This window comes from Kribbella pratensis (assembly GCF_004365355.1).
In the GTDB taxonomy this organism is placed as follows: Bacteria; Actinomycetota; Actinomycetes; order Propionibacteriales; family Kribbellaceae; genus Kribbella.
The window spans coordinates 1,919,395-1,943,587 of record NZ_SODP01000001.1; the positions used below are offsets into that span (position 1 = coordinate 1,919,395).

At 68.2% G+C, this 24,193-nt stretch carries 19 protein-coding genes; 10 read left to right on the forward strand and 9 right to left on the reverse strand.

Features of this window, described 5'->3' with window-relative positions; translation table 11 throughout:
* Positions 1–34: 34 nt before the first annotated feature.
* From EV653_RS09060 to EV653_RS09070, 3 genes are read left to right on the forward strand one after another with little or no spacing between them, the layout of a single operon-like run.
* Complete coding sequence (locus EV653_RS09060) at positions 35–892, forward strand: alpha/beta fold hydrolase (protein ID WP_134100076.1); 858 nt, start codon at positions 35–37, stop codon at positions 890–892.
* Positions 889–1,719 (forward strand): GNAT family N-acetyltransferase, encoded by an 831-nt coding sequence (locus EV653_RS09065; protein WP_134100079.1) that lies wholly within the window; start codon positions 889–891, stop codon positions 1,717–1,719. Before EV653_RS09060 ends, EV653_RS09065 begins: the two co-directional genes overlap by 4 nt.
* A gap of 10 nt (positions 1,720–1,729) precedes the next feature.
* Positions 1,730–2,359 carry an HAD family hydrolase gene (locus EV653_RS09070; RefSeq protein WP_134100082.1) on the forward strand — a complete coding sequence of 210 codons (630 nt, stop codon included), beginning with the start codon at positions 1,730–1,732 and terminating at the stop codon, positions 2,357–2,359.
* Here the strand turns inward: EV653_RS09070 and EV653_RS09075 are convergent.
* Together EV653_RS09075 and EV653_RS09080 are read right to left on the reverse strand one after the other, a co-directional pair.
* Positions 2,352–4,463 carry a Xaa-Pro dipeptidyl-peptidase gene (locus EV653_RS09075; RefSeq protein WP_134100084.1) on the reverse strand — a complete coding sequence of 704 codons (2,112 nt, stop codon included), beginning with the start codon at positions 4,461–4,463 and terminating at the stop codon, positions 2,352–2,354. The two genes, EV653_RS09070 and EV653_RS09075, sit on opposite strands and share 8 nt — an antisense overlap.
* Before the next feature lie 299 nt (positions 4,464–4,762).
* Positions 4,763–6,055 carry a hypothetical protein gene (locus EV653_RS09080; RefSeq protein ID WP_134100087.1) on the reverse strand — a complete coding sequence of 431 codons (1,293 nt, stop codon included), beginning with the start codon at positions 6,053–6,055 and terminating at the stop codon, positions 4,763–4,765.
* A gap of 133 nt (positions 6,056–6,188) precedes the next feature.
* On the opposite strand from EV653_RS09080, the gene EV653_RS09085 reads away from it, so the two are divergent.
* Positions 6,189–6,923 (forward strand): carbonic anhydrase, encoded by a 735-nt coding sequence (locus EV653_RS09085; protein WP_238159641.1) that lies wholly within the window; start codon positions 6,189–6,191, stop codon positions 6,921–6,923.
* An 18-nt stretch (positions 6,924–6,941) separates the two neighbouring features.
* Here the strand turns inward: EV653_RS09085 and EV653_RS09090 are convergent, their stop codons facing one another.
* From EV653_RS09090 to EV653_RS09100, 3 genes are read right to left on the reverse strand one after another with little or no spacing between them, the layout of a single operon-like run.
* Positions 6,942–7,439, reverse strand: coding sequence for a beta-class carbonic anhydrase (locus EV653_RS09090; RefSeq protein ID WP_134100093.1), 498 nt, complete (start codon positions 7,437–7,439; stop codon positions 6,942–6,944).
* The gene (locus EV653_RS09095) at positions 7,436–8,386 is read right to left on the reverse strand and encodes a sucrase ferredoxin (RefSeq protein WP_238159642.1); all 951 of its coding nucleotides are present in this window, start codon (positions 8,384–8,386) and stop codon (positions 7,436–7,438) included. The genes EV653_RS09090 and EV653_RS09095 overlap by 4 nt, the downstream gene beginning before the upstream one ends.
* A 46-nt stretch (positions 8,387–8,432) precedes the next feature.
* Entirely contained in the window at positions 8,433–10,106 is a 1,674-nt protein-coding gene (locus tag EV653_RS09100) for an MFS transporter (RefSeq protein ID WP_370357492.1), read from the reverse strand.
* 152 nt (positions 10,107–10,258) lie between these two features.
* On the opposite strand from EV653_RS09100, the gene EV653_RS09105 reads away from it, so the two are divergent.
* The gene (locus tag EV653_RS09105) at positions 10,259–11,455 is read left to right on the forward strand and encodes an RNA-guided endonuclease InsQ/TnpB family protein (protein ID WP_134104057.1); all 1,197 of its coding nucleotides are present in this window, start codon (positions 10,259–10,261) and stop codon (positions 11,453–11,455) included.
* A gap of 37 nt (positions 11,456–11,492) precedes the next feature.
* Here the strand turns inward: EV653_RS09105 and EV653_RS09110 are convergent, their stop codons facing one another.
* From EV653_RS09110 to EV653_RS09120, 3 genes are all read right to left on the reverse strand, one after another.
* A complete protein-coding gene (locus EV653_RS09110) occupies positions 11,493–12,197 on the reverse strand; it encodes an LppX_LprAFG lipoprotein (RefSeq protein ID WP_134100100.1) in 705 nt (234 codons plus the stop codon).
* A gap of 4 nt (positions 12,198–12,201) precedes the next feature.
* Complete coding sequence (locus tag EV653_RS09115; RefSeq protein ID WP_134100103.1) at positions 12,202–14,649, reverse strand: DNA gyrase/topoisomerase IV subunit A; 2,448 nt, start codon at positions 14,647–14,649, stop codon at positions 12,202–12,204.
* A gap of 132 nt (positions 14,650–14,781) precedes the next feature.
* The gene (locus tag EV653_RS09120; RefSeq protein ID WP_238159643.1) at positions 14,782–15,657 is read right to left on the reverse strand and encodes an ABC transporter permease; all 876 of its coding nucleotides are present in this window, start codon (positions 15,655–15,657) and stop codon (positions 14,782–14,784) included.
* Positions 15,658–16,217: 560 nt separating this feature from the next.
* Between EV653_RS09120 and EV653_RS42030 the strand changes: the two genes are divergently transcribed.
* The 5 genes from EV653_RS42030 (at position 16,218) to EV653_RS09145 (ending at position 23,296) form a co-directional block, all read left to right on the forward strand.
* Positions 16,218–16,850, forward strand: a complete 633-nt coding sequence (locus EV653_RS42030; RefSeq protein ID WP_238159644.1) for an expansin EXLX1 family cellulose-binding protein — start codon at positions 16,218–16,220, stop codon at positions 16,848–16,850.
* 83 nt (positions 16,851–16,933) lie between these two features.
* Positions 16,934–17,464 (forward strand): SigE family RNA polymerase sigma factor, encoded by a 531-nt coding sequence (locus tag EV653_RS09130; protein WP_134100109.1) that lies wholly within the window; start codon positions 16,934–16,936, stop codon positions 17,462–17,464.
* Positions 17,461–18,249 (forward strand): hypothetical protein, encoded by a 789-nt coding sequence (locus EV653_RS09135; protein ID WP_134100112.1) that lies wholly within the window; start codon positions 17,461–17,463, stop codon positions 18,247–18,249. The genes EV653_RS09130 and EV653_RS09135 overlap by 4 nt, the downstream gene beginning before the upstream one ends.
* A 134-nt stretch (positions 18,250–18,383) precedes the next feature.
* The gene (locus tag EV653_RS09140) at positions 18,384–20,999 is read left to right on the forward strand and encodes an RICIN domain-containing protein (protein WP_134100115.1); all 2,616 of its coding nucleotides are present in this window, start codon (positions 18,384–18,386) and stop codon (positions 20,997–20,999) included.
* 131 nt (positions 21,000–21,130) lie between these two features.
* On the forward strand, positions 21,131–23,296 hold the full coding sequence (locus tag EV653_RS09145) for an autotransporter-associated beta strand repeat-containing protein (protein WP_134100117.1): 2,166 nt from the start codon (positions 21,131–21,133) through the stop codon (positions 23,294–23,296).
* A gap of 98 nt (positions 23,297–23,394) precedes the next feature.
* On the opposite strand, the gene EV653_RS09150 is transcribed toward EV653_RS09145, so the two are convergent.
* Positions 23,395–24,165, reverse strand: a complete 771-nt coding sequence (locus EV653_RS09150; RefSeq protein ID WP_134100120.1) for an ABC transporter ATP-binding protein — start codon at positions 24,163–24,165, stop codon at positions 23,395–23,397.
* Positions 24,166–24,193: the final 28 nt, after the last annotated feature.

Sequence of the window (24,193 nt, forward strand, 5' to 3'; positions counted from 1 at the left end):
GAACTTTCCCGGGACGTCACCGCATCCTGCGGGTATGAATGGAAAACACACCGTCGTCGTCGACGGTATCCGGCTGGTCTACGAGGTGGCGGGGACTGGACCGGTCTGCCTCGTGCACTCGGGCGGCCCCGGCGTACATCCGGGCTACCTCCGGATCCCGGAGCTGGAGAGCTCACTGACGATGGTCTACCTGCACCCCATCGGTTCCGGCGAGAGCGATCTGCTTCCGGACGGGGACTACTCCCTTTCCCGCTACGCAGACTTCGCGGCGGCTGTGCTCGACGACCTCGGCTCGGAGACCGGCTACTTCCTGGGGCACTCGCACGGAGGCTTCGTCGGGCTGCAGCTCGGCATCGACCACCCGGACCGGCTCCGCGGACTGATCCTCTACGACACCGCAGCCGTCTACGGGCCGGAACTGTTCGAGGTCGCGACCGACGAGATGGCGGCCTTCGTGAAGCGCTGGGCGGAGCGCCCGGAGGCCGTCGAGGCGGGCCGGATCTGGGACGCGGCCACCGTCACGAAGACCCTCGAAATCACCGACGACGAGTCACACCGGGAGTACCTGAGCGGCATCCTGCCGGCGTACTTCGCCGACTACCGGGCGACGATCGCGCGGGTCGGCGAGTTGACCCTGCAGACGAGACACGACCCGAACCGGCTACCGGTCGAGTGGGACGTCCGCGACCAGCTCGGCACGATCGACGTGCCCGCACTGGTGATCGTCGGCAGCTACGACTTCATCTGCGCGCCGCGGTTCGCGTACGAGATCGACGCCGGGATGCCCGACGTACGGCTCCGCGAACTGAAGGACAGCGGCCACTTCGGTCACCTCGAGCAGACGGACGAGTTCGTCGCTGCTGCACTGGACTTTGTGAAGGAGCCGGCATGACGGTGCCGGTCGGGCTGGCCGAACAGACCGAGATCGCCGCGTACGTCGACTTCGCGGCCGGTGCGTCGGCGTCGGTACGGGAAACGCTGGGGATCAGCTCGCGGCGCATCGGCGACGTACAGGCCCTGGTGCTTCGCGAGGACCCGAGCGGGTTCTTCAACCGGGCCGGCGGGTTTCCGACCACCGAGTCGATCAGGGTGGACGCGCTCTCGGAGGTGTGCGACTTCTTCCGCGAGCAAGGGCTGTCGCAGGGGGCGCTCGCGATCGCGCCGTCATTGCTGCCCGCTGACTGGGAAACGACTGCCGCGAAGTCGAACCTCGCTCCTGGCGGTCGCTACGCGAAACTGGGCTGCGAGATCGAGACCGCGCTCGCTGGGATCGCTGGGGGCGCTGGGGGCCCAGGTCTGCGGGTCGGTCTGGTCGAGCCGCCCCAGGCGCGGGAGTTCGCGACGGTGATGATGGCGACCTTCGGGTTCGCCGCGCCGGCGATGGCCGAGATGACCGCGTCGTGCGTGGGCCGCGCGAACTGGCAGCAATACGCCGTCTGGGACGACGGCGAGATCGTTGCCGTCGGCAGCATCTTCGTCAACGGTGAGTGCGCTGACATGTTCGGCGGCGCTACCGTGCCGGGCGCCCGCGGTCGTGGTGCACAGTCGGCGCTCCTCACTGCCCGCCTCCGCGGCGCCCGGGCCGCCGGTTGCCGCTGGATGGTCGCCGAGACCGGCGCCGAAGCACCGGGGGAGCACAACACGTCCCTCCACAACCTGCAACGAGCCGGTTTCGAGCGCCTGTACGACCGAGTCACCTGGGTGTGGCGCGCTGTGTAAGGGTTGAGCCATGACGTCACGGCTGGTCTGTTTCGACCTCGACAACACGTTGATCGACCGCGACAGGGCGTTTGTGGCGTGGGCGCGCTGGTGGGTTGGCCGGGCCGGACTTGGTCCGGAGGCGGTGGACTGGCTGATTGCCAATGACAACGGCGGGTTCACGCCGCGCGGCGAGTTGTTCCGAGGATTCGAGCGGCGGTTCGGTGTGGGGATTTCGGTGGACGACTACGACCGGGAGCACCCGCCGTTCACCTCGGTGGATCCCGAGGTACTCGATGGGCTGGCGACTCTGCGTGCGTCGGGTTGGCGGGTGGCTGTGGTGACGAACGGGAACGTCGTCCAGCAGTCAGCCAAACTCGCGCACACGGGTATCGACCGCGCAGTCGACTACTGCTGCATCTCGGGCGCCGTCGGGGTCCGAAAGCCCGATGCCCGGATCTTCGCCATCGCAGCCGAGGGTGCCGGCGCGGGGCTCGAGGGCGGGTGGATGATTGGCGATCATCCGGCGTACGACATCGCAGGTGGAATCAACGCCGGCCTTCGCACGATCCGCATCGGGAGCCACCATGCGGTGGACTCACCGATTGCGGATCATCACTTCGATTCGGTGCTCGAAGCGTTCGCTCTGCTGTCTAGTTGAAGGCGTCGGCCAAGGCTTTGCGGCCGCCGACCACCGGTATGTCGATGGAGCTGCGGGAAAGGTCGAGGGTCAGTTGAGTGCCGGGCGCGGGCCGGATGGTGAAGTCGCGGTCGCTCGACACGATCATCAGAGCCAGTCTGTTTCCGGCCGGGACGACGGTGTCCTTCGGCTGCAGGTCGATGTCCAGCCGGTACATCTTGCCCGGCTTGACCGGGGCATCGATCCAGTCGGACACGCGGTTGGCCGGGTCCATCCAGCCGCGGGTGAGGATCGTGCCGGTACCGGTCGGGGAGTAGCTGACCAGCGCAGCGGTGACATTCGCCTTCGATGCGCTGAAGGCGAGTTGCAGCGAGGCGGACGGCGTACCGCTGATGCGGACCGGCTTGGTCAGCGGAGGCGTCTGGTACACCAGCCGCACCCCCGAGGACGGCGCGTTCGCCGAAGTGATCGCCGCGATCGATGAGTCGTCGGTGAGCGTCTCGGTTCCCGCCTTGACCGATGCGAAGGTCAGGCCGCCGCGTGTCGGCGCTCCCGGCGTGACATGCAGTCCTGCCTGGCCGGCGGCCGGATCCGGCCACTCGGCGTACGGCGTCGGGTTGGCGTTGCCGCATTGCAGGCTGACGGTCGCACCATCGGCAACCTTCTGGCCGGCGGCTGTTGCCACGGGGGAGGCCAGGACCAGATGGGTCGAGTCCGGGATCTTCGCGATCAGCCGGGTCGTGGTGGTGACCGTGCCGTCGGAGTTGGTCTGCGGCACGGTCAAGGAGAACCCGATCCGGAACGGTTGCGTATCCGCGACCGCGAGCGTCGCTGTGTTGGACTGCTCGCCGGCCACCGTCGTCTGCCGCGGCGGACACGACGCGGCCTCACGAACAACCCACGATCGCGGCAACCGCTCGACCCCGTTCTGCACGCCGTACAGATACCGGGTGAACCAGTAGTTGACGAGTACGTCGGGTGGCGCGCCGCCGTGGCCGCCCTGGTGGAAGTAGAACATGTGCGGCACGTGCTGCTTCTTCAGAGCGGCGTAGAACTGGGCCGCGTTCTTCGTCATCACGTTGAAGTCGTTGTTGCCATGGGCAAGCAAGGTCGCGGCACGGACGTTGCCTACGTCCTTCATGTAGTCGCGCTCCTGCCAGAACTTGTTGCGGTTGCCGGTGGCGCGATCGATGTTGCGCTCGATGTCGTCGATCACCGGCTGGCAGATGGTCCGCGCACCGATCTCGTCGAGCCGTGAGTAGACAACGTCGGCCAGTACGTCGAGGTCCTCGCCCTGGAAGGCGTTGTTGTTGCCGGACGGGTTGGACGACGAGTGCGGCGCCCGGACCATGCCGTTGGCGCGGTAGTAGTCGTACCAGTCCGAGATGGCCGAGATCGGCACGATCGCCTTCAGGCCGGCCACTCCGGTCGTGGCGACGGCCTCCGGCAGCGTGCCGTTGTACGACGTACCGATCATGCCGACGTTTCCGGTCGTCCAGCCGGCGACCGCCGGGGTCGAGCCGTCCTTGGTCGTGTACGCGCGGGCTCGACCGTTGAGCCAGTCGATCACGGCCTTCGCGGCTAGGGTTTCGTTCCTGCCGCCGGAGGTCGGGCAGCCGTCCGAATGGCCCGTGCCCGGCGACTCCGCGTGGACGACGGCGAACCCACGTGGCACCCAGGTCGACTCGTAGACGGTGCTGATCACCGGGCTGGTGTCGAAAGCCGACCAGAACGGAGCGCGCGGACGTGTTGCCGGCGGGGAGCCGAGCTCGTGATCAACGCCCCAGTTGCTGTACTCGTCCGCCGTACCTGCGTAGTACGGGCTGTCCTCGAAGATGACCGGCACCTTCAGCCCCTGGGTGAGGACCTCGGACGGCGCGGTGAAGTCGGCGTGGATCCGGTCGGGCGCGCCGTCGTGGTCGCTGTCGAACGGCGCCTGCACCCACACCTCACCGCTGTACCAATCGGCGGGGTTGGTCGAGAAGACGGCCTGAGCGAGACCGTCGACGAAGGTCGGCGCCGCCGGCGCGGCGACCGCCTGTTGTGACGCCTGAGCCGGACTTGCGACCGCTGCTGCCACGAGCGCGGCCGCAGCCGCAGCACTCACCAGAACTCGGATCCTCATGCGGTGGGCCCCTCCAGCATTCGACGGGCGGATCGAACCCCTGAATCATCCGGCCCCACCCCCCGAACCGCAACCGCTACCCGCGGGGCGCACCGCGCTCGTCCGACCACAACTTCATGAACACAATTCTGATCACCGCAGGCATGGCAGTGATCAGTTTGGTAATCACGCCAACGGCCGCACGCAATGTCGAAGAGTCGACTTTTGCCACCCCGGATCTGCCAGTCCATGTCCGACGTACTGGCGGTCTGATGGACAGAATTGTGATCATGCCGAGCCGGGGTGATCAGTTTTCTGTTCTAGCCAAGGGCTGCGCGGAGGATTGCATGGGCTCCGGTGACGATGGACTCGCGGTTGGCTTCGTAGGTTGGGTCGGTGATCTCGGTCTTGTTTGCCGGGTCGAAGGACAGGACCGGGACATGTAGGTGGCCGGCCGGCATCGATGGGTCGAGGAGGTCGCGTTGGAGGGTGTTGCGGTAGGCGACCTCGTTGGACAGGTAGCCGCCGCCGGTGCCCTCTGAGGCGATCGAGCCGGGTGTCGGGCCGTCTGGCCGGCGTACGGGCTCGGTCTGGCCGGCCGGGATCTCCAGGACCGATGTGTTGACGCGGGTCCGGAACGGGCTGACGTCGGCCTGCGACATGCGAGCCAGCGGAAGGCTCGAGGTGATGAACTCGGGGCCCGGCGGCATGCTGGGGGAGACGACCGGTGCGTTGATCGTGCCACCGCCCCAGAGGTTGTTGTTGTCGCCGATCGAGCTGACCGAACGGCGCCTGCCGTTGAAGACCTCGAGGTCGAAGATGCCGACGCGACCCTGGCTCGCGGTCATGACGAGATCGGCGTGCTGCGGACCCGGCCGGTAGTGCGGCGCGAGCGTGTTCTCGACCATGCCCTCGTCGAAATCGGTGTACCGGACCGGGAAGACGACGGTCTGGATCTCGTACGTCTTGCCGTTCACAGTCCAGCGCTGCCCGTCGAGCGTGAGCGCGTTCGCGCCGGACGGGTTGCCGATGCGGATGTCCGCGTCCAGAGTGAACGGGTCGAACCCGGTGACAAGGATCTTCCGCACGCCCGGCGTGAAGCGAGTGCTCGTGATGCCCCGCGAGGCGTACTCGAACGACTTGATGAGCCCGGCCCGTTCGGTCGTGCCGAGGCCGAAGCGTGGTTGCCACTGACGTAAGGCGAATGCCATCGAGATCCGCGCCCAGTACAGGCCGCGGTCGTCGGTTGGCGGGAGCGCGTCGGCTCCGTGGACGGGATGCTGAGCCCGGTACGTCGCCGTACGCCAGAGCGTCTCGCCCTGGGCACGCACGAGAGCCGCCGCGGCCTGACGGCTGGGGACGTGGCACAGGAGTCGAGTGAAGAGCTCAACCTGCTGGTCGAAGCCGGACCGCCGCAGGATCTCGGCCGGAACCGACGGACCACCGTCCACCCCTCTGTCGAGTCGCTGCTCCTCGACGGTCCCGGCGGTCGACTGATCCAGACAGCCCGTCGTCGGCACGGCGTGTACTACGGGCGCGCCGGTGAGGACGGCGGTCAGCGCCAGGGCGCCGATGAGCAGGGAACGGTGGAATGAGCTGGGGCGGAGTCTCATACGGGGTGTCTATCAGATTTCGCGGCCGGAGCCGAGAGATTCGAAGACTTTGTGGGTACTGCAGACTGTATGCAATCTGCTACCTTCAGGAGGACGGCACCGCCCACGCCGTCCGCGCGTGAGGAGCCCTCCGTTGACCAATCCGTCCCGCCGTCAGGCCCTGACCGCCGGCCTGGCCGCTCTCGGCGCCGGAGCCCTCGCCGGTTGCCCAGGGGCCGCTGGAGGCGCCCCCGAACTCTCGGCCGGCACGCAGATCCCGAGCACAACCGCTAAACCGGTTGCCGACGGCAAGCAAGCTCTCGAGCGGCTGATGGCGGGCAACGCCCGCTTCGTTGCGGCTCAGGACCAGGACCTGGACGAAGGTATTGCGCGGCGCGTGGCGGTGAGCAAAGGCCAGCATCCGTTCGCCACCGTCCTCGGCTGCGTCGACTCCCGCGTGTCGATCGAGCTCGTCTTCGACCAGGGGCTCGGCGATCTCGTCGTCGTACGAAGTGCCGGCGGAGCGCTCGACCAGTCGGTGACCGGCAGCATCGAGTTCGGCATCGCCGAGCTCCACACCCCGCTCCTCCTGGTGCTCGGCCACCAGCGCTGCGGTGCCCTGGACGCCACCATCAAGGCCCTGGACGCCGACCAACGCACCTCTCACACCAAGGGCCTCGACTACCTCGTAGACACCCTCGCGCCCGCCGTCCGCCAGGTCACCGGCAAACCCGGCGACCGCCTGACCAACGCCGTACAGGCCAACGTCGCCCTCGTCCTCGCCAAACTCGGCCAGTCACCCGTCATCGGCCCCTTGGAAAGGTCCGGCAAACTCCGACTGGCCTCCGCTTACTACGAACTCGACACCGGCAAGGTCACCATGCTCTAGCCAGGCCGGCGCGACGGGTCAGTCGATCTGGGTCAGACGGCCGTCGTCGACGTCGTACATGAAGCCGCCGACGAGGATGTCATCACCGATCAGAGGGTGTTCTCGCACGGCGGCGACGTCCCGGCGGAGAGCCTCGAGCTGGTCGGGAATCACCGGGATCGGCAGGTACCCGGCCGGCTTGCCCGCGGCCTGCTCGACCTTCGCGCGCAAGTCGTCCTCGGACATCGCGGCCATCGCGCAGCGGGTGTGCGGGATGATCATGATCCGGCGTACGCCGAGCAGTTGGGCGCCGAGCACCAGACCGGTCATCGTGACCTCGGTGACCCGCCCGCCAGGGGAGCGCAGGACCTTCGCGTCACCCGGCTTGAGGCCGAGCATCTCCAGCGGCGGGATCCGGGAGTCCATGCAGGTGACCAGGCCGATTCCGGCGTGCGCGATCCCGTCGAAACCGCCGTAGTGGAAATCTGCGGCGTACTCCGCGTTGGCGGCGAGCAGATCGTCGAATCCGCCGGTCATCGGATCGAGCCTGACACTGGAGTTCCGGTTTGCAGGATCGACATCGCGAACGGTTCCTTTCCACACGAGTCCGGACGGGGAGGATCAGCGAGCGTGCTGGTGACGGGGACGATCCACGACCTGCCGTCGAGGTGCTGGACGGTCACAGTCTCGGGGTCGTCGGCCATCACACGCAACGCATCCAGGGAGAGCTCGCCGGTGAGCTCTCGTACGGCGACCTCAGCCGCCTGACCGCGCTTGCTCCAGGTGGAGCGGCCGCGCAGCCCGGTGGTGATGGTCTCGCCGCGATCGGCCGCGGCCAGCGCCTCGACCGCCGTCTCGACGGTGAGATGCCCGTGCATCGTGCCTGCGGGCAGGTAGGTCGCGGTCGGAGCGAAGCGGTGTCCGCCGAGATGGTTGGCTTCCCACACGCGGCCCGGTGCCCGTTCGGCGAGCCCTGACACCAGCGGCCGACCGAGAAGCGCGCAACATTCGTCACGCTTGCCGTTCGTACACACGAGCACGACCGGCTCGTCGACCGGCAGGAGCGCGGGCAGCGAGGCGATCACCGCAGCGCGGTCACCGCGCGCGACCGCACCGAGATCAAGGTCGCGCAGCTCGGAGGGGTCCGCGAGCCGGCCGCCGAGCAGCCAGCTCCGGCCCGGCGTGGTCGAGGCGACGAACACCTGATGCGACCGCTCGGCCGCGTCCGCGTGCCGCCCCGGCGACCGGATCAGCCCGAACCGTAGGTCGGCCTTCTTGCACTCGTCGTCGAACGCCCCGCCAAACTCCGCATCGAGGTGGCTCTGCGTCGGCGCCTTCGCACCCCAGGGCCCCGGCTGCTCCAGAACAACCCATCCCTTGGCCACGACCGCAGTCCCGGCGAGGGGTTCACGCAGCACCCGGCAGTACGTCGAACACAGGCCGGGCCGGGCTGTGTTCGACAAAGCATCGGGCGCAGGGGTCACACCCTCACCGTACGCGACGTGAGACAGTCGTCCCTCATGATGATCATCATGTGTGCGTTGGGCCACGTCGGCCCAGCAGCAGTACGGCGAGGACAGCGGCCAGGAACGCGCACGCGGCAGCACCGGCGAAGATCGCGTGAACTTGTGAAATGGCGGCATCGCGGAGCGCGTCGACGAACGGGCGGCAGTTGCCGGGGGAGGACGGGCACAGCTCGTTCGGCGATTTGATGCCGTCGGCAATGGCGTAGTACCGCCGGAGCCCGATCGCTGTCAGTGCCGAGACGCCGACCAGCATGCCGACCATGCGCGCGACAACTACGAGCGCGCTCACCAGGCCGTGGGTGTCGGCGGGCGTCGCGCCGAGCATGGCGGTGTTCAGAGGCGACAACGCCAGGCCGAACCCGAACCCGCAGACGAGCAGTACGACGGTCGCCGGCCAGTGATCGAGCGCCGTACGACTCCAGAACGCCATCACCACGAACATCGCCGCGGACAACCCCAACCCCGCCCCCGCGATCAGTCCGAGCCCGTAGCGCCGCGTGAGCCACCCGCCGGCAACCGCTCCGACCGGTAGCGCGATCAGGAACCGCACCAGCACAAGCGCGGCGGCCAGCTGCCCACCGCCCTGGGTAGTGCGCGCAAACACCGGTACGTCGACCAGCGCCGCGATCAGTGCGCAGCCGATGAGGAAGCTGACCGCCAACGAGCCCCAGGCAGGACGTGCACCCAGCAACCCACGAGGCACGATGGCTGCCGCCGTACGACGCTGCCACAGCGCAAACGCCACCGCGAAGACAGCGGCCGCGGCCAGGAGCCACGGACCCGCCGGCGACATCAGCTCACGCTCAGGGTCCGCGGTCGCGAACGCCAGCACCACGCCGGCCAGCGCGAGGGCGAGCAGCAGCGCGCCGACGAGGTCAACCCGCGACAAAACGCCGGCGGTCCGGCCGCGCCCACGCCACAGCACCAGGCCGAGCCAGAGCAGCGCGAGGACAAGAGTGGCGACACCGATCGGCGTGAGCAGCCGGGAGGTTCCGGTGAACGGCACGAACGGCAGGCCGAGCGTCACGCCGGACGCCAGTCGCTCGGGTGCCGTCAGCGTGAGCCCAAGAGCAACACAGGCGAGCAAGCCGACAACACCGGAGATCGACGGTCGTCGACGGCCGCGAAGGAGCAGCGCGAGCACGACTGCGACGGTCAGATTGAGCCAGAAGATGTACCGCCAGTCGGCCACCGCGAGTACGGCGGCACCGAGCAGCGGACCGAGCACCGACCCGAGCTCCTGGACCGCGCCAACGACGCCGAGCGGCAGACCGCGCCGGTCGGCCGGCCACAGATCAGCGACCAGCGCGAGCGTCGCCGGAACGAGGCCGCCGCCGCCGACCCCCTGAAGAAACCGACCGGTTACCACCAGTGGCAGGTCGTACGCTCCGGCCGTGATCAGCGACCCGACCGCGAACAGCAGCAGCGCCCCGACCAGCACCGGCGTCCGCCCGACCACATCGGCGATCCGCCCGATCAACGGCAGTACGGCGATGTACCCGAGCAGGAACCCGGAGATGATCGGGGCCGCCCGCTGCAACTCGTCCGCGGACAGCCCGACGCCGGCCATCATGTCCGGCAGCGCCAGCACGACGACGTACGTGTCCGCCGCGGCGAACGCGACCGCTATGGACGCGAGGGTCAGTTGTGAGCGCGCCCGGGGCGAGGTAGTGATCACAGGATGGCGAGAAGATGGATCGGGCGCGGCACAACCCTGCGGAGGGTCCGGCGCTGGATGAGGCCTACCCGAATTCTCGTCGCGTAGATGAGGGGCGATGTGTTCTCTTTGGAGATCAGAGACTGTCGGTGGTGACTGGTTGGATACGTTGGGTGTCCAGGTTCCGGCTGTACCCGACGCGCTCGCAGCACGCCCTGTTGCTCGAGCAGTGCGGGCACGCCAGGTACGTGTGGAACCTGGCGCTCGAGCAGTGGTCGATGTGGTCCAGCGACAAGGGACCGACACCAGGCTTCGTCCCGCAGTGTCGGCAGTTGACCGACGCGCGAGCGGCGTTCACCTGGCTGCGCGCAGGTTCGCAGACCGTGCAGCAGCAAGCGCTGCGCGACTTCGACCAGGCGGTCAGGAACTTCTATGCCGGAACCCATCGCCGACCTACATGGCGCAGACGCGGGCGACACGAGGGGTTCCGCGTTGTCGGTCGTCAGGCGGCTCGAGTCGTGAAGCACAACCGAAAATGGGGGTCTGTGCGAATTCCAAAGGTCGGATGGGTACGGTTTCGGCTGTCCCGGACCGTGCCTGCTGCGAAGTCGTACCGCGTCGTCCGCGACCGGGTAGGACGCTGGTACATCGCGTTCGCCGCGATCCCGTCCCCGGTGCCCGCACCCGGGACAGGTGAGGTCGTTGGCGCGGATCGTGGCGTCATCGTCTCGCTGGCTTTGTCCAACGGTGAACTCCTGACGTGCCCCGGGCTGTCGAATCGTGAGCAGGAACGGCTGCGACGTCTCCAACGACGTCTTGCCCGGTGTCGTCGTGGTTCTCAACGAAGCCGGCGAGTACGGGCCGCGATCGCCAAGCTTGATGCCCGCGCCGGTGACCGGCGTAAGGATTGGGTGGAGAAGACCAGCACTGATCTCGCGCGGCGGTTCGATGTCATCCGTGTTGAGGATTTGCGCATTGATCAGATGACGAAGCGCCCCAAGCCGCGGCCAGACGACGAACACCCAGGTCGATTCCTGCCGAACCGACGCCGTGCAAAAGCCGGCCTGAACCGAGCTATCCTCGCCAACGGCTGGGGTGCTCCGGTGCGACGTCTGGAGCACAAGGCCGCTGGACGACTCCAGAAAGTCAACCCCTCGTACACCTCGCAGACGTGCAGCGTCTGTGGGCACTGCGCGCCGGAGAACCGCGAGAGTCAAGCGGTCTTCCAGTGCGTGGCCTGCGGACACCAAACGCATGCCGACGTGAACGCGGCGATCAACATCGCGGCCGGACGGGCCGTCAGCGCACGCGGAGAGACGCAGGTACCGGTCTCGCTGAAGCGTGAACCTCAACCCGCTGCCTCCGCGTAGTAGTTGGAATCCCCGGCCCTTACGGCAGGGGAGGACGTCAAGGCTTGGTGATCTCTACCTTCTCGCCGTACTTGTCGAGGGTGACGTCGTAGCTGCTGGTCGCGCCGGAGTAGAACGGGCCGGTGATGGTGGCCGAGACGAGCTGCTTGGTGTCCTTGTCGATCTTGAAGGTGCTCGGGAAGTCCTGGTCCGCGGGCGCCTTCGGGAAGATGCCTTGCAGGTCCTTGCCCCGGACGGAGCCGGTCACTTCGGTCAGCACCTTCGCGCCTTCGCGGGTGTCGCCCTTGATCTTCGGGTCCTTCATCGTCGGCAGGACCGCGGTCAGGCCCTTCGCCGGGTCGAGCAGGATCGACGGGTCAGGAGCGCCGAGCGAGGCCAGCTGCGACGGCGGAAGCTCGATGTAGGTCGGCGTGAACGACAGCTTGGCGTACACCTTGCTGCCGACCGCGACCACCTGGGCGTCGATCGGCGCACCGGCCGACCGGACCGTGAGCTTGCCCTTGAACGCGGGCGCGTGCGTCGCGACACCGTCACCGCTGGCCAGCGTCTGCGCGTTGTCCGGCAGGTCGCGGCCGGTCAGCACGATGTGCACGCTGGCCGCGTCGTCGATCGTCTTCTTGACGTCGGTCAGCAGCGCGACCGCGTCCCCGCCGGACTGCCCACCCCCGCCGGTGTCCTTCTTGCCGCTGCATCCGGTCAGCGCAAGTACCACGACCGCGCCGAGCGCGAGCAGTCTCTTCACGAGGTCAGCCTGCCAGATCAGCAGCGCACGCAGCGATCGGCTGCGCGACCGGTACGCCGGAACCGTCCCGGCGCGGGTCGACCGGCGGCAGATCCACCGGTGCGCCGCTGCTCGCACTGGCCTTGACCGGCGCCGCACCGACGAAGCCGAGCAGCAGCCCGTCCTCACCCTTCAGCAACCGCTGGCAGCGCACACCGCCGGTCCCGCGGCCCTTACCGGGGTACTCGCTGAACGGCGTCACCTTGACCGCGCCGACCTCGGTCCCCGGCAGGGCCGACGACGAGCCCGCGATCGTGACCACCTGCGCATCGCGGCCGGGGTCGACCGCTCCGAAGAACACGACCTTCGCGTTCGCAGCGAGCCGGACACCGGCCATACCGCCCGCGGTCCGTCCTTGCGGCCGTACTGCGGACGCGGGGAAGTGCAGTAGTTGCGCGTCGGACGTGATGAAGCACAGCTCCTCTTCACCCGTCGACAACTCGACCGCGCCGATGACCTCGTCGCCGTCCTTCAGCCCGATGATCTCCCACGAGTCGCGGTTGCTCAGGTGATCCGGCACGACCCGCTTCACCACGCCTCCCGTCGTACCGAGGGCGACACCGACCGATTCCGGGTCCATCGTGGTCAGCGCGAGCGCCTTCTCACCCGGCTCCAGCGACACGAACTCCGCGATCGGCGCGCCGCCCTGCAGGTTCGGCGCGGCAGCGGTCGTCGGTACGGCGGGAAGGTCGAGCGACTCGAGCCGGATCAGCCGGCCGGCGCTCGTGATCAGGCCGTACTGCCCGCGAGCCGTGCTCTTGACCGCGGAGACGATCGCGTCGTGCTTCGCGCGCGCCTCGCCGCCGCCGAACGGCTCGACCCCGTTGGTCCGGGCGAGCAGCCCGGTGGAGCTCATCAGGATCCAGCACGGGTCGTCGCTCACCTCGAGTGGCACAGCGGCCGTCTTGGTGGCGCCGGACGACTCCAGCAGCACCGTGCGTCGTGGCGTGCCGTACGTCTTCGCGATCTCGGCGAGCTCGTCGGACACCGTCTTCTGTAGCAGCTTCGGGTCGTCGATGATCGCGGTCAGCGCCTCGATCTCGCGCTCCAGCTCGCCCTTCTCGGTCTCCAGTTCGAGCTTGGAGTACTTCGTCAGCCGGCGCAGCGGCATGTCCAGGATGTAGTTCGCCTGGATCTCGGACAGGTCGTAGATCTCGATCAGCCGGGACCGCGCCTCGGCCGAGTCCTCGCTGCTGCGGATGATCTGGATGACCTCGTCGATGTCGAGGATCGCGATCAGCATGCCCTCGACGATGTGCAGCCGGTCCTGCGCCTTCTTCCGGCGGAACTCGCTGCGCCGGCGCACCACGTCGTACCGGTGGTCGAGGTAGACCTCGAGGAGCTGCTTGAGGCCGAGCGTCCGCGGCTGGCCCTCGACCAGGCAGACGTTGTTGACGTGGAACGCGTCCTCGAGCGGGGTCAGCTTGTACAGCTGCTCCAGCAGCGCCTCGGGGACGAAACCGTTCTTGACCTCGATCACCAGCTGGGTGCCGTGGGTCCGGTCGGTCAGGTCCTTGACGTCGGCGATGCCCTGCAGCTTCTTCGCCTGGACCAGCGTCTTGATCTTCTCGATCACCTTCTCCGGGCCGACGGCGTACGGCAGCTCGGTGACCACGATGCCCTTGCGGCGCGGGGTGACGTTCTCGATCCGGGCGGTGGCGCGCATCTTGAAGCTGCCCCGGCCGGTCGCGTACGCGTCCTTGATGCCCTCGAGGCCGACGATCTTGCCGCCGGTCGGCAGGTCCGGCCCGGGCACGAACCGCATCAGGTCGTCGATGTCGGCGGTCGGCGTCTTGATCAGGTGCCGCAGCGCCTGGATCACCTCGACCAGGTTGTGCGGGGCCATGTTCGTGGCCATCCCGACCGCGATCCCGGTGGCGCCGTTGACCAGCAGGTTCGGGAAGGCGGCCGGCAGCACCGACGGCTCTTCCTCCTGGCCGTCGTAGTTCGGCTTGAAGTCGACGACGTTCTCGTCCAGGCCGGCCGTCATGGCCATCGCCGGCGGAGCCATCCGGCACTCGGTGTACCGCATCGCGGCCGGGCCGTCGTCGAGCGAGCCGAAGTTGCCGTGCGGGTCGATCAGCGGCACCCGCATCGACCAGGACTGCCCGGTCCGGACCAGGGCGTCGTAGATCGCGCCGTCGCCGTGCGGGTGGTACTTACCCATGACCTCACCGACGACGCGGGCGCACTTCACGTGCGAGCGGTCGGGGCGGATGTTGTTCTCCGCCATCGAGAACAGGATCCGCCGCTGCACCGGTTTCAGCCCGTCCCGCGCGTCGGGCAGCGCCCGCGCGTAGATCACCGAGTAGGCGTACTCCAGGTAGCTGGTACGCATCTCGTCGGAGACGTCGATGTCGAGGATGCGCTCCTCGAAGTCTTCGGGTTCGGCGGTGCTGGTACGGCGTGCCATGCGGGTCTACGAGCTCCTCGTTCAAACCGGTACGGCGCCGCGACGGTCCGGCGCCGTACCCATTGTCCCTGGTCAACGGCTATTTGCCCGGCCACGACCCACCCTTGCGCCGATCATCTCCGCCGTACCGGTCTAGTCCATGACCGCGGCGGGCTGTGACCGGCGCAGGATGTACGTGGTCGGGGCCAGAGCGGACCCTACCGCCAGGATCAGACAAAGTCCGCCGATGCCCAGCAGCACGCCCCACGGAACCGTGAACGGTACGTCGGCCAGCCCCGCATTCATCGCGTGCCGGATCAGGATCCCGACCGTGACCGTGATCGCCGTACCGAGGCTCAGCGCGACCGCGCCGACCAGCGACGACTCCCACAGCACCATCCGCCGGATCTGCGCGGGCGTCGCGCCGAGCAGCCGCGACGTGATGAACTCGTGCCGCCGCTGCAGACTGCCCATCAGCAGCGTGTTCGCGATCGCGATCGCGCTGTACAGCCCGGCCGGACCGAGCAGCAGGATCAGCCCGAGCTGGTTGCCCTTCCGTACGCCGTCCGCCTGGTCGGCCTCCCAACTCGCGGCCAGCTGCGCATTCGGCAACTGCTTCACCAGGCTCGCGGGATCGACGCCGTCGGCGGTCAGCACGAACTGTCGCTCGGGCTCCGCCGTCGGGGCATGCTTGCGGGCCAGCTCGAGCGGGATGAGCAACGACGGGTTCACGCCGAACGCGTCCTTGATGATCGCCACCACCCGCAGCTTCACCGGCGTCCGGTCGACGAACACCAGCGGAATCTCGTCCCCGACCTTGTACCCCTCGAACCCCGACATCTCCTTGCCGATAGCAACCGTGTTCCCGGTCAGCCGGCTGAGATCGCCGGACAGGGGAGTGAGGTCCCGCACTTCGTCGGGCCACCAGAGGGCTGGATCAGCGACGGTGCCCGGTGGCTGGGTTGAGGTCGAGCCGCCGAGCCATTCGCCCAGTGGCCCGGCGGGTCCTGTCGGACGGCTCGCCGTCACCGCATAGAGGGGACCATCGGCCACGCTCCAGGGTCTCGTCTCCGACCTGGTTCGCACGGCTGGGCACCGGAACCGGCCATTGCTGCTGGATGTGCATCCGCTTCGCCGCTCTGTTAGCCAACGGGCGGCAACCTTTCCGGGCTTGGTGGCAACTGGGGTGTGGAATGTCGGCTCGAGCCACCGAACGGATGGATATGAGCACAACGAGGCATGGAGCGACGGAGCCGTCTGCCAAGCGCCGGCGGGGCAGCAGGCTTCCGGTGGCTCTGCTGGCTGTCGGTGTTGTGGTCTGTCTGGCGGCCGCGCTGCTCGTCGGAGGCGGCGCTCACGTCCGGCGTACCGGCGATGAGTCGGTTACGGCTGCCCCGGTCGTTTCCGGCTCGCCGGCCGTGACGGCCGACGCCACGACGACACCGACGCAGGCGCGGGTCACGAGCCCGGCGCCATCGCCCCGCCGTACACCAACGCCGTCGGCCGCGAGCAAACCACCCGTCGCTTCTCGCAGCACGCCTGCCAACAGCCCGCGCACACCTTCCAGCACTCCGCGTCCGGAATCCGGGGTGTCCAGAGCATCTTTGGCCGGGCGGATCAAGCCCACCGTCCGCTACCGGGGCGTCGCGACTGCCTATGAGGCGGGTGACGGGAACGGCGCCTGTCTCTACGGCCCGTCCGGCGACCTCATGATCGCGGCGATGAACCATACCGACTACGAGTCAGCCAAGGCATGCGGAGCGTACGTGCGGGTCCGCGCCGCCAACGGCGCCTCCATCACGGTACGGATCGTCAACGAGTGCCCGTTGCCCTGCGCACCCGGACAACTCGACCTCAGCCAGCAGGCGTTCTCCCGACTCGCCGCTCTCTCCGTCGGCCGCCTCCCGATCACCTGGACGCTGCTGAGCCCCGCCGCGTCCGGCGCGCTCTCGATCCGGTACAAGACCGGTTCCAGTCAGTACTGGTGCGGCATCCAGGTGATCGGCCACCGCAACCCGGTGGCCGCGCTCGAGGTCCGGACCGCCGAAGGCTGGCGGAAGCTGCACCGCACCGACTACAACTACTTCCTCGCCACTGACGGCAACGGATGCGGCAGAGCGGTCAGGGTGACCGACATCTACGGTGAGCGACTGACCATCGACAGGATCGCCCTCAAACCGGACGTCGTGCAGCCGACCCGGGTCCAGTTCGCCCGGCATTGACCGTGCCGCCCGTCCATCGGAGCACTGTTACGCTCGGCCCGATTGTCAACGCGCACATCGCAAGGAGAGGTCAACCGCGGGAGATGCTGGTCGACGACGCGTCCGCGGAGTTCCACGACTTCTTCGAACGCCACTACGCCGAACTGGCCCGTCTCGCCCACCTCCTGACCGGCGAGAAGGACGTGGCCGACGACCTCGCCGCCGATGCGCTGGTCGCTCTGTGGCAGCGCTGGGACCGGCTGCGGGCAGCGCAACACCCGGTCGCTTACGCCCGCGGCGTGGTGGCCAATCTGGCGCGGGAATGGATCCGGAGCAGGGTCCGCGAGCGACGCCGGGTAGCGCTGTTCTGGTCCCGCAGTACGGAACAGGTGGACGGGCCGGACGTTGCGGGCGTCCTGGACGTCCGGGCCGCGCTCACCCGGCTGCCGTTCCGCAAGCGGGCGTGCGTGATCCTGCGCCACGCCTTCGACTTGTCGGAGAAGGACACCGCCGCTGCGCTGGGCATCTCGGTCGGTACGGTGAAGAGCCAGACCTCGAAGGCGATGGCCGAGCTGGAATCGTTGCTCGGCGCGGAAGCGGTCGGCGAACTTGCGGCAGGAAGGAGGAACCGGTGAACGAGGAGATCAAGCGACAGCTGCAAGAGGCTGCCGAGGCTCACGAGCCCAACCGCGCAAGGATTCTGGCGCGCGTGGAGCGCGGCGTGGCCGACCCCAGCCTGCGGCACCGCACACCTTCGGTCGCGAGGTCATGGCCCCGGGCGGCAGTCGTCGCTGTCATCGCCGCCGCCATCCTGGCGACCGGTGGTCTCGCCGCCGCTGTCGCCGCCATGGGCGGAGCTCCGACGCCGCCGGCCACCGCGCCCAAACACACAGTCCCGTCTCTGACCGTCACATCCCCGACCGTCACGTCCGCTCCGACGCCATCAGGCCGTACTACGACTACCGGCCCGGCCCCGACCACCACCTCGCGCAGCGCGCGGCCGACTCCGCCGGCCGACAGCCGGGTCAAGGACGGGCCGTTGTGGTCCGAAGGCTCGCTGGACGTGCACAGCAGCATCTATTGGGCCCAGAGCAACCTGATCCTCAAGACCACCGAGCCGCTCACCTCGCTCACCGTCGAACTGCGCATCGCCCAGACCGGCGACGTACGGAGCACCGGTAACTGGCAGACCCTGCCGAGCGACGACTTCACCGTCACCGTTCAGGAGTCCGACGGTGCGCTCCTCTACCGGTGGGTCCTCAAGCCGGGCCGCACGGTGCCGGCCGCACAGCACGTCTTCGCCGGCCAGTACAACCACGCCACCGGCGTCCGCAAGGTCAAGCAAGACAGCTACCACGTCCACGCCGAGAGCTCAGGCCGTTCCGCCGCAGTCTGGGGAGGGTTCGCCCCGACCCGGTGAGGACGGGCGCGAAAAGATCCCGGCCCGCGGCAACCTTTGCCGTGTCTGTGACCACTAGGGGGCGCGGGTCCAGGCCACCCCGTTGCCTGGACCCGCCTTCCTCCGGTGAATGACACGCAAGGAGTACACCCCCCATGGACAACCCCACGCGCCGCGGGCGTTACCGCGGCCGCTGGACCGCCGCCGGTCTGCTGGTCGGCGTGCCCGCCATCGCCGTACCGTGCCTCCTGTTCGCGCAGCAGGACTCGCAGGCCGCGACGATCGACGGCAACGCCTACTATCAGCTGGTTTCCGTGCGCAGTGCCAAGGTGCTCGACGTCAACGGCTTCTCCACCGCCGACGGCGCCCGTATCCAGCAGTGGACCGACCAGCACACCGTCAACCAGCAGTGGAAGCTGAGGGCCACCGGCGACGGCTACTACGAACTGGTGAACCGCAACAGCGGCAAAGTGCTTGGCATAGCGGGCAGTTCGACCGCCAACGCCGCGGCCACCGAGCAGCAGACCGACAGCTCCTCCACCTCCCAGGAGTGGAAGATCAACGAGCTGAGCGGGTCCGACGCCGTCACCTTCGCCAACCGCAAGAGCAGCCAGCTCCTGGACGTCACCGGAAACTCCACCGCCCAGGGCGCCGCCGTCATCCAGTTTCCGGCTACGGGCGGCGCCAACCAGCAATGGAAGCTGGTGAAGTCGGACCAGCCCGAGACGCCCGGGTCCGGCCCGTACGCCTGGAAGAACGCGCAGGTGGTGGGCGGCGGATACGTCACCGGTCTGGTGTTCAACCCGCGTGAGAAGGGACTGCTGTACGCGCGCACCGACATGGGCGGCGCCTACCGCTGGGACACCGCGGCCGAGCAGTGGATCCCGCTGACCGACTGGGCCGGCGAGAAGGACTGGAACCTGCTGGGCATCGATGCGGTGGCCACCGACCCCGTCGATCCCGCCCGGCTGTACCTCGCGGCGGGGACCTACACCAACGACTGGGCCGGCAACGGCGCGCTCCTGCGCTCCACCGACCGGGGCCGCACGTTCCAGCGCACCGATCTGCCCTTCAAGCTGGGCTCCAACGAGCCCGGTCGCGGGGCGGGCGAACGGCTCGTGATCGACCCCGCGGACCACGGCACTCTGCTCCTGGGCACCCGCAAGAACGGCCTATGGCGCAGCACCGACTACGGCGCGACCTGGAGTCAGGTCTCCTCGTTCCCCGTCAAGGACGGGGCGAGCACCGGCGCGGGCATCTCCTTCGTGACGTACGGCCCGTCCGGCAGCAAGACGGTCTACGTCGGCGTCAACGACAAGACCACCTCCCTGTACCGTTCCACCGACGGCGGCACCAGCTGGCAGGCCGTCTCCGGCCGGCCCACCGGCGAGATGCCGCAGCACGGTGTGGTCTCCGGTGACGGTTCGCTGTACCTGACGTACAGCAACAGCATCGGCCCCATGGACGCGACGACGGGCTCGGTGTGGAAGTACACCCCGTCGGGCGGGGTGTGGAAGAACATCTCCCCGTCGCAGGGCAATTACGGGTTCTCCGGTCTGTCTGTCGACGCGCAGAAGCCGTCCACGGTGATGGTCACCACCCTCGACCGGTGGTGGCCGGAGGACGAGGTGTACCGGACCACTGACGGCGGCACGACCTGGAAGGCGCTGGCGGACAAGTCGCAGCGCGATGCCTCCGGCGCTCCGTACGTCGGCACCAGCACCGGGCACTGGATGACCGCGCTGGCCATCGATCCTTTCGAATCCGGGCACGTGCTGTACGGCACCGGCAACGCCATCTGGCGCAGCAAGGACGCTAACGCTTCCGACAGCGGCGGCACCAGCCACTGGACCTCCGGGGCCCGGGGGCTGGAGGAGACCTCGCTGGCGGACGCGATCGCCCCTCCCGGTGGCGCCACCGTCATCACCTCCATGGGCGACCAAGGTGGCTTCCGCCACGACTCCCTGACCGAGGTGCCCGCCGGACGGCTGAAGAACCCGCTGATGAGCAGCAGTACCGACATCGATTTCGCCCAGTCGGCCCCCGCGATGATGGTCCGCGTCGGCACTGGCGGCGCGCAGGACGGCGCCTATTCCACCGACGGCGGCAGCAGCTGGAACGGCTTCACGGCAGAGCCGGTGGGCAGCGCGAACAGCGGCCATGTCGCGATCGCGGCGGACGCCTCGACGATTGTATGGACCGAGGCCGGTCAAGCGCCGTACCGCTCGACAGACAAGGGAGCGAGCTGGTCGAAGGTCAGCGGCCTGGGCACCGACGCCGTGGTTGTCGCCGACCGTTCCTCGGCCGGCACCTTCTACTCACTCACGGGCGGCACGCTCTACGCCAGCACCGACGGCGGCGCGACCTTCACCGCCCGCGCAGGCAATCTGCCCGCCGGCCGGCTCACGGCCGTCCCCGGCATCGCAGGAGACCTGTGGATCTCCGGCGGCGGCAGGGGGCTGCTGCACTCCACCGACGGGGGCCGCAACTTCACCGCGCTCACCCCGGTGCAGTCCGCCTCCGCCCTCGGCTTCGGCAAAGCCGCGCCGGGCACCAACTACCAGGCCCTTTACCTGATCGGCACCGTCGGGAACGTCACCGGAGTCTTCCGCTCCACCGACACGGGCGACACCTGGATCCGCATCAACGACGACGCCCACCAGTGGGGCAGCATCAGCGGACCTGGCGTCATCACCGGCGACCCCGACACCTACGGCCGCGTCTACATCGGCACCAACGGACGCGGTCTGCAGTACGGCGACCCGTCCTGACCCACACCCCTTGAGCTCCGGGTCGGCCTGCCGGAAGGCCGACCCGGACATCAAGCCCGTCCAAAGGCTTTGCCGAATCCATCGAAGCCGCGTCGTACTGCTGACTAGGGTGGGCGCCGGATTCGAGGAGGATGACGGATTTGAGACGCCTGATCGGGGCTTTGGTTGTGCTCGCCACGCTGGGGCTGTGGCCGGTGCCGTCGGTCGCGGCAGGGAGCGGCGACATCACGCCCGACATCCTGGCGAACCGCAACGTCACGCTGACCGGTGCCGCGGTGGTGAACGTGCCCGCCGGCACCACGACGTACGACGGGGTGATCCGCGGCGAGGGAACGCTGCGGATCGCGGGTCGCGGCACCCTGATCCTCACCAAGGACAGCGACTTCTCGTTGCCCAAGGCAAAGCAACGGCAGGCGGTCCGGATCCTCGGCGGCAACCATCCGTACGTCGTGGTCACGCGCCCCGATCCGCCGGTGATCGTCGTGGACCAGGGCGCGACTCTGCAGTACGGCAACGGCGGCGGCACCGGACTGATCGGCAGATTCCCGTACGGCACGCCCGGCTACCAGCTCAACCAGGACAACATCGAGGTGAACGGCACCCTGCGGTTGTCGCTCATCCGGTCCGTCAACCTCGGCACGATCAGCGGCTCCGGGCTGATCAGCCAGCCACGGTTCCTCTGGGGCACCCTTGACCTGGCGGGCAGCAATCCGTTCTCGGGCGTCATCGACAACGGTACCCAGGCGTCCGCCGGCAAACCGGAGACCACGGTCGCGCTGCCGAACGTCCGGGCCATCCTCAACCAAGGCACCTGGACGGTCGACACCCCGCTCGGCCAGACCGTCACCATCCGGCAGAACTTCTACCAACGCGAGTACGGCAGCGACATCAACGTCCAGTCCCGCCCCGGCAGCAAAGTGATCCTGACCGGCCAGTACAGCTACTCGAACCGTGGTGGTGACACCAATCCGTCACTGAGCGATCCCGCGATCAATTGGCGGAAGATCCCGCACAACCTGAACAAGCGCGGCACCAACATCAAGGGCGCGAACGTGCAGTGGGGTGACGGCAGCACGAGCAAGATCTTCATGCCCGGCACCGCAGACACCGTCTACATCAACCTGCTGGCCGCGCGGTCCCGCTCCAAACTCACCTTCGCCTACAACGGCCCGGTCACGCTCGGCGCCCCGATCGGTGGCGGCGTGTTTCACGACACGCTGAAGTCGCCCGGCGCCGGTGACGTCGTGATCAAGGGGGTCCGTGGCAACGACGTGACGTTCGCCGCCGATCAGTACTACGACGGCTCGACGACGATCGAGAAGCGTGCGACGCTTCGCCTCGGAAGTGGACGGCCCGGAGGTGACGGCAGCCTGTTGACGAAGGCCGCGTTGTTCCGCGTCGTCAACGAGGGTTCGCTGGTGATTCGCAACGCCGACAAGGCGATCACACTGTCGAAGATCAGCGGGACCGGTTCGCTGACCCAGGCCGGTGCGGCGACGACTCGTCTCGCCGGGTCAATGACCTACACCGGCACCACCACGATCTCGCGCGGAGTTCTGGCGCTCACCGCCGGCAGCCTGGCGGCCAGCAGCGCCGTTACGCTCACCAAGTCCGGCGCCATGCTGGATCTGACCAAGGCGGGCAACCAGACCCTCCGAAACCTCAGCCAGGCCTCCGGTTCCACAGTCCTGTACGGCGATCGCGGGGTACTCACCTTGAGCCGTCAGTCCAAGCTCTTCGGCACCTTCCAGGGCGGCCGGCTGGTCAATGTCGGCACCGTCGGCGGGACATTCACCATCAAGGGCGATTTCGAGCAGACTCCCGACGGACGGCTGATCACTCGAGTGGACGATACGCCGGTCCGCGTGTTCGGCCGGGTATCGCTGGCCGGAAAGCTCGACGTCACCCCGCGAACCAAGCTCACCAACGAAACCCTGCTGATCGCCAACGACGGCACCGACCCGATCACGGGCGCCTTCACCAACCTCCCCGAAGGCACCCGGGTCGCGGGCTACCAACTCACCTACAAGGGCGGCGACGGCAACGACGTCACGCTGAAACCGCTCGAGGCGAAAGCAGCCCTCGACCGGCCCACCGCGCACAATACGCCCCCGGCAACCACCACGCCTGCGGCCAACGGCTCTTCCCTCTCGGCCGCTTTCGCAGGCGCAGCCGTCGCACTTCTCGCCATCATCCTGATCGTGCTCCGCCTCCGCCGTCGCACCTTTCAAGGTCAATCCGCTGATGCTCGCCTGCGCCCCGGAGGACATCGACGAGGACACGGTACTGACACGTGAGCTGCGCCCGAGCAGGAACACTCCGACGGCGAGCGCGACGAACGAACCGGCGTACAGCGACCGGTGGCGGCTGACGGTCTGTCGGCTCAGGAAAAACATCACTGCTGCTCCAGATCGCTCATGGCCGCGGCGATCTGCGTCGGCGTGGAGCGATCGAGGTGCCCGGCGAGCAGTCCGTCGGACAGGAACAGCACCCGCTCGGCGTACGCCGCGGCCACTGGGTCGTGGGTGACCATGACGACGGTCTGGCCGGCGCGGTCGGTTGCTTCTCGCAACAGCCCGAGGATCTGCCGGCTGGTGCCGCTGTCCAACGCACCGGTCGGTTCGTCGGCGAAGAACACCGACGGCTGGGTGATCAGCGCCCGAGCGATCGCAACCCGCTGCTGCTGACCACCAGACAGTTCGGCGGGCCTCCGCTTCGCCTTGCCGTCCAGTCCGACCTGCTCGAGCACCCGGTGTACGTCGGTCCGCGACGGCCGGCGTCCGGTCAGCCGGAGGGGCAGTGCGACGTTGTCGTAGACCGTCAGCGACGGCAGCAGGTTGTAAGCCTGGAACACGAAGCCCATCTCCGCCCGGCGCAGTTTGGTGAGCTCGACCTCGCTCAATCCGCTCAGCGTCACTCCATTGAGTACGACGGTGCCTGTGGTCGGCTGGTCGAGTCCGGCGGCGCACTGCAGGAACGTCGATTTGCCGGAGCCCGATGGGCCCATGACGGCGGTGAACGAGCCGCGGGCGAAGTGGTACGTCACTCCGCGCAGTGCGTCGACCGCTCCGGCCTTGGAGCGGTACGTCTTGGTGATGCCGTCGAGCAGCAGTGCAGGCGGCTCGGTCGGCGCGACGGTCGGGTACGAAGGCGCGGTAGCGGTCATAGAACCAGGCAACCGTGGAAGCAGGCGC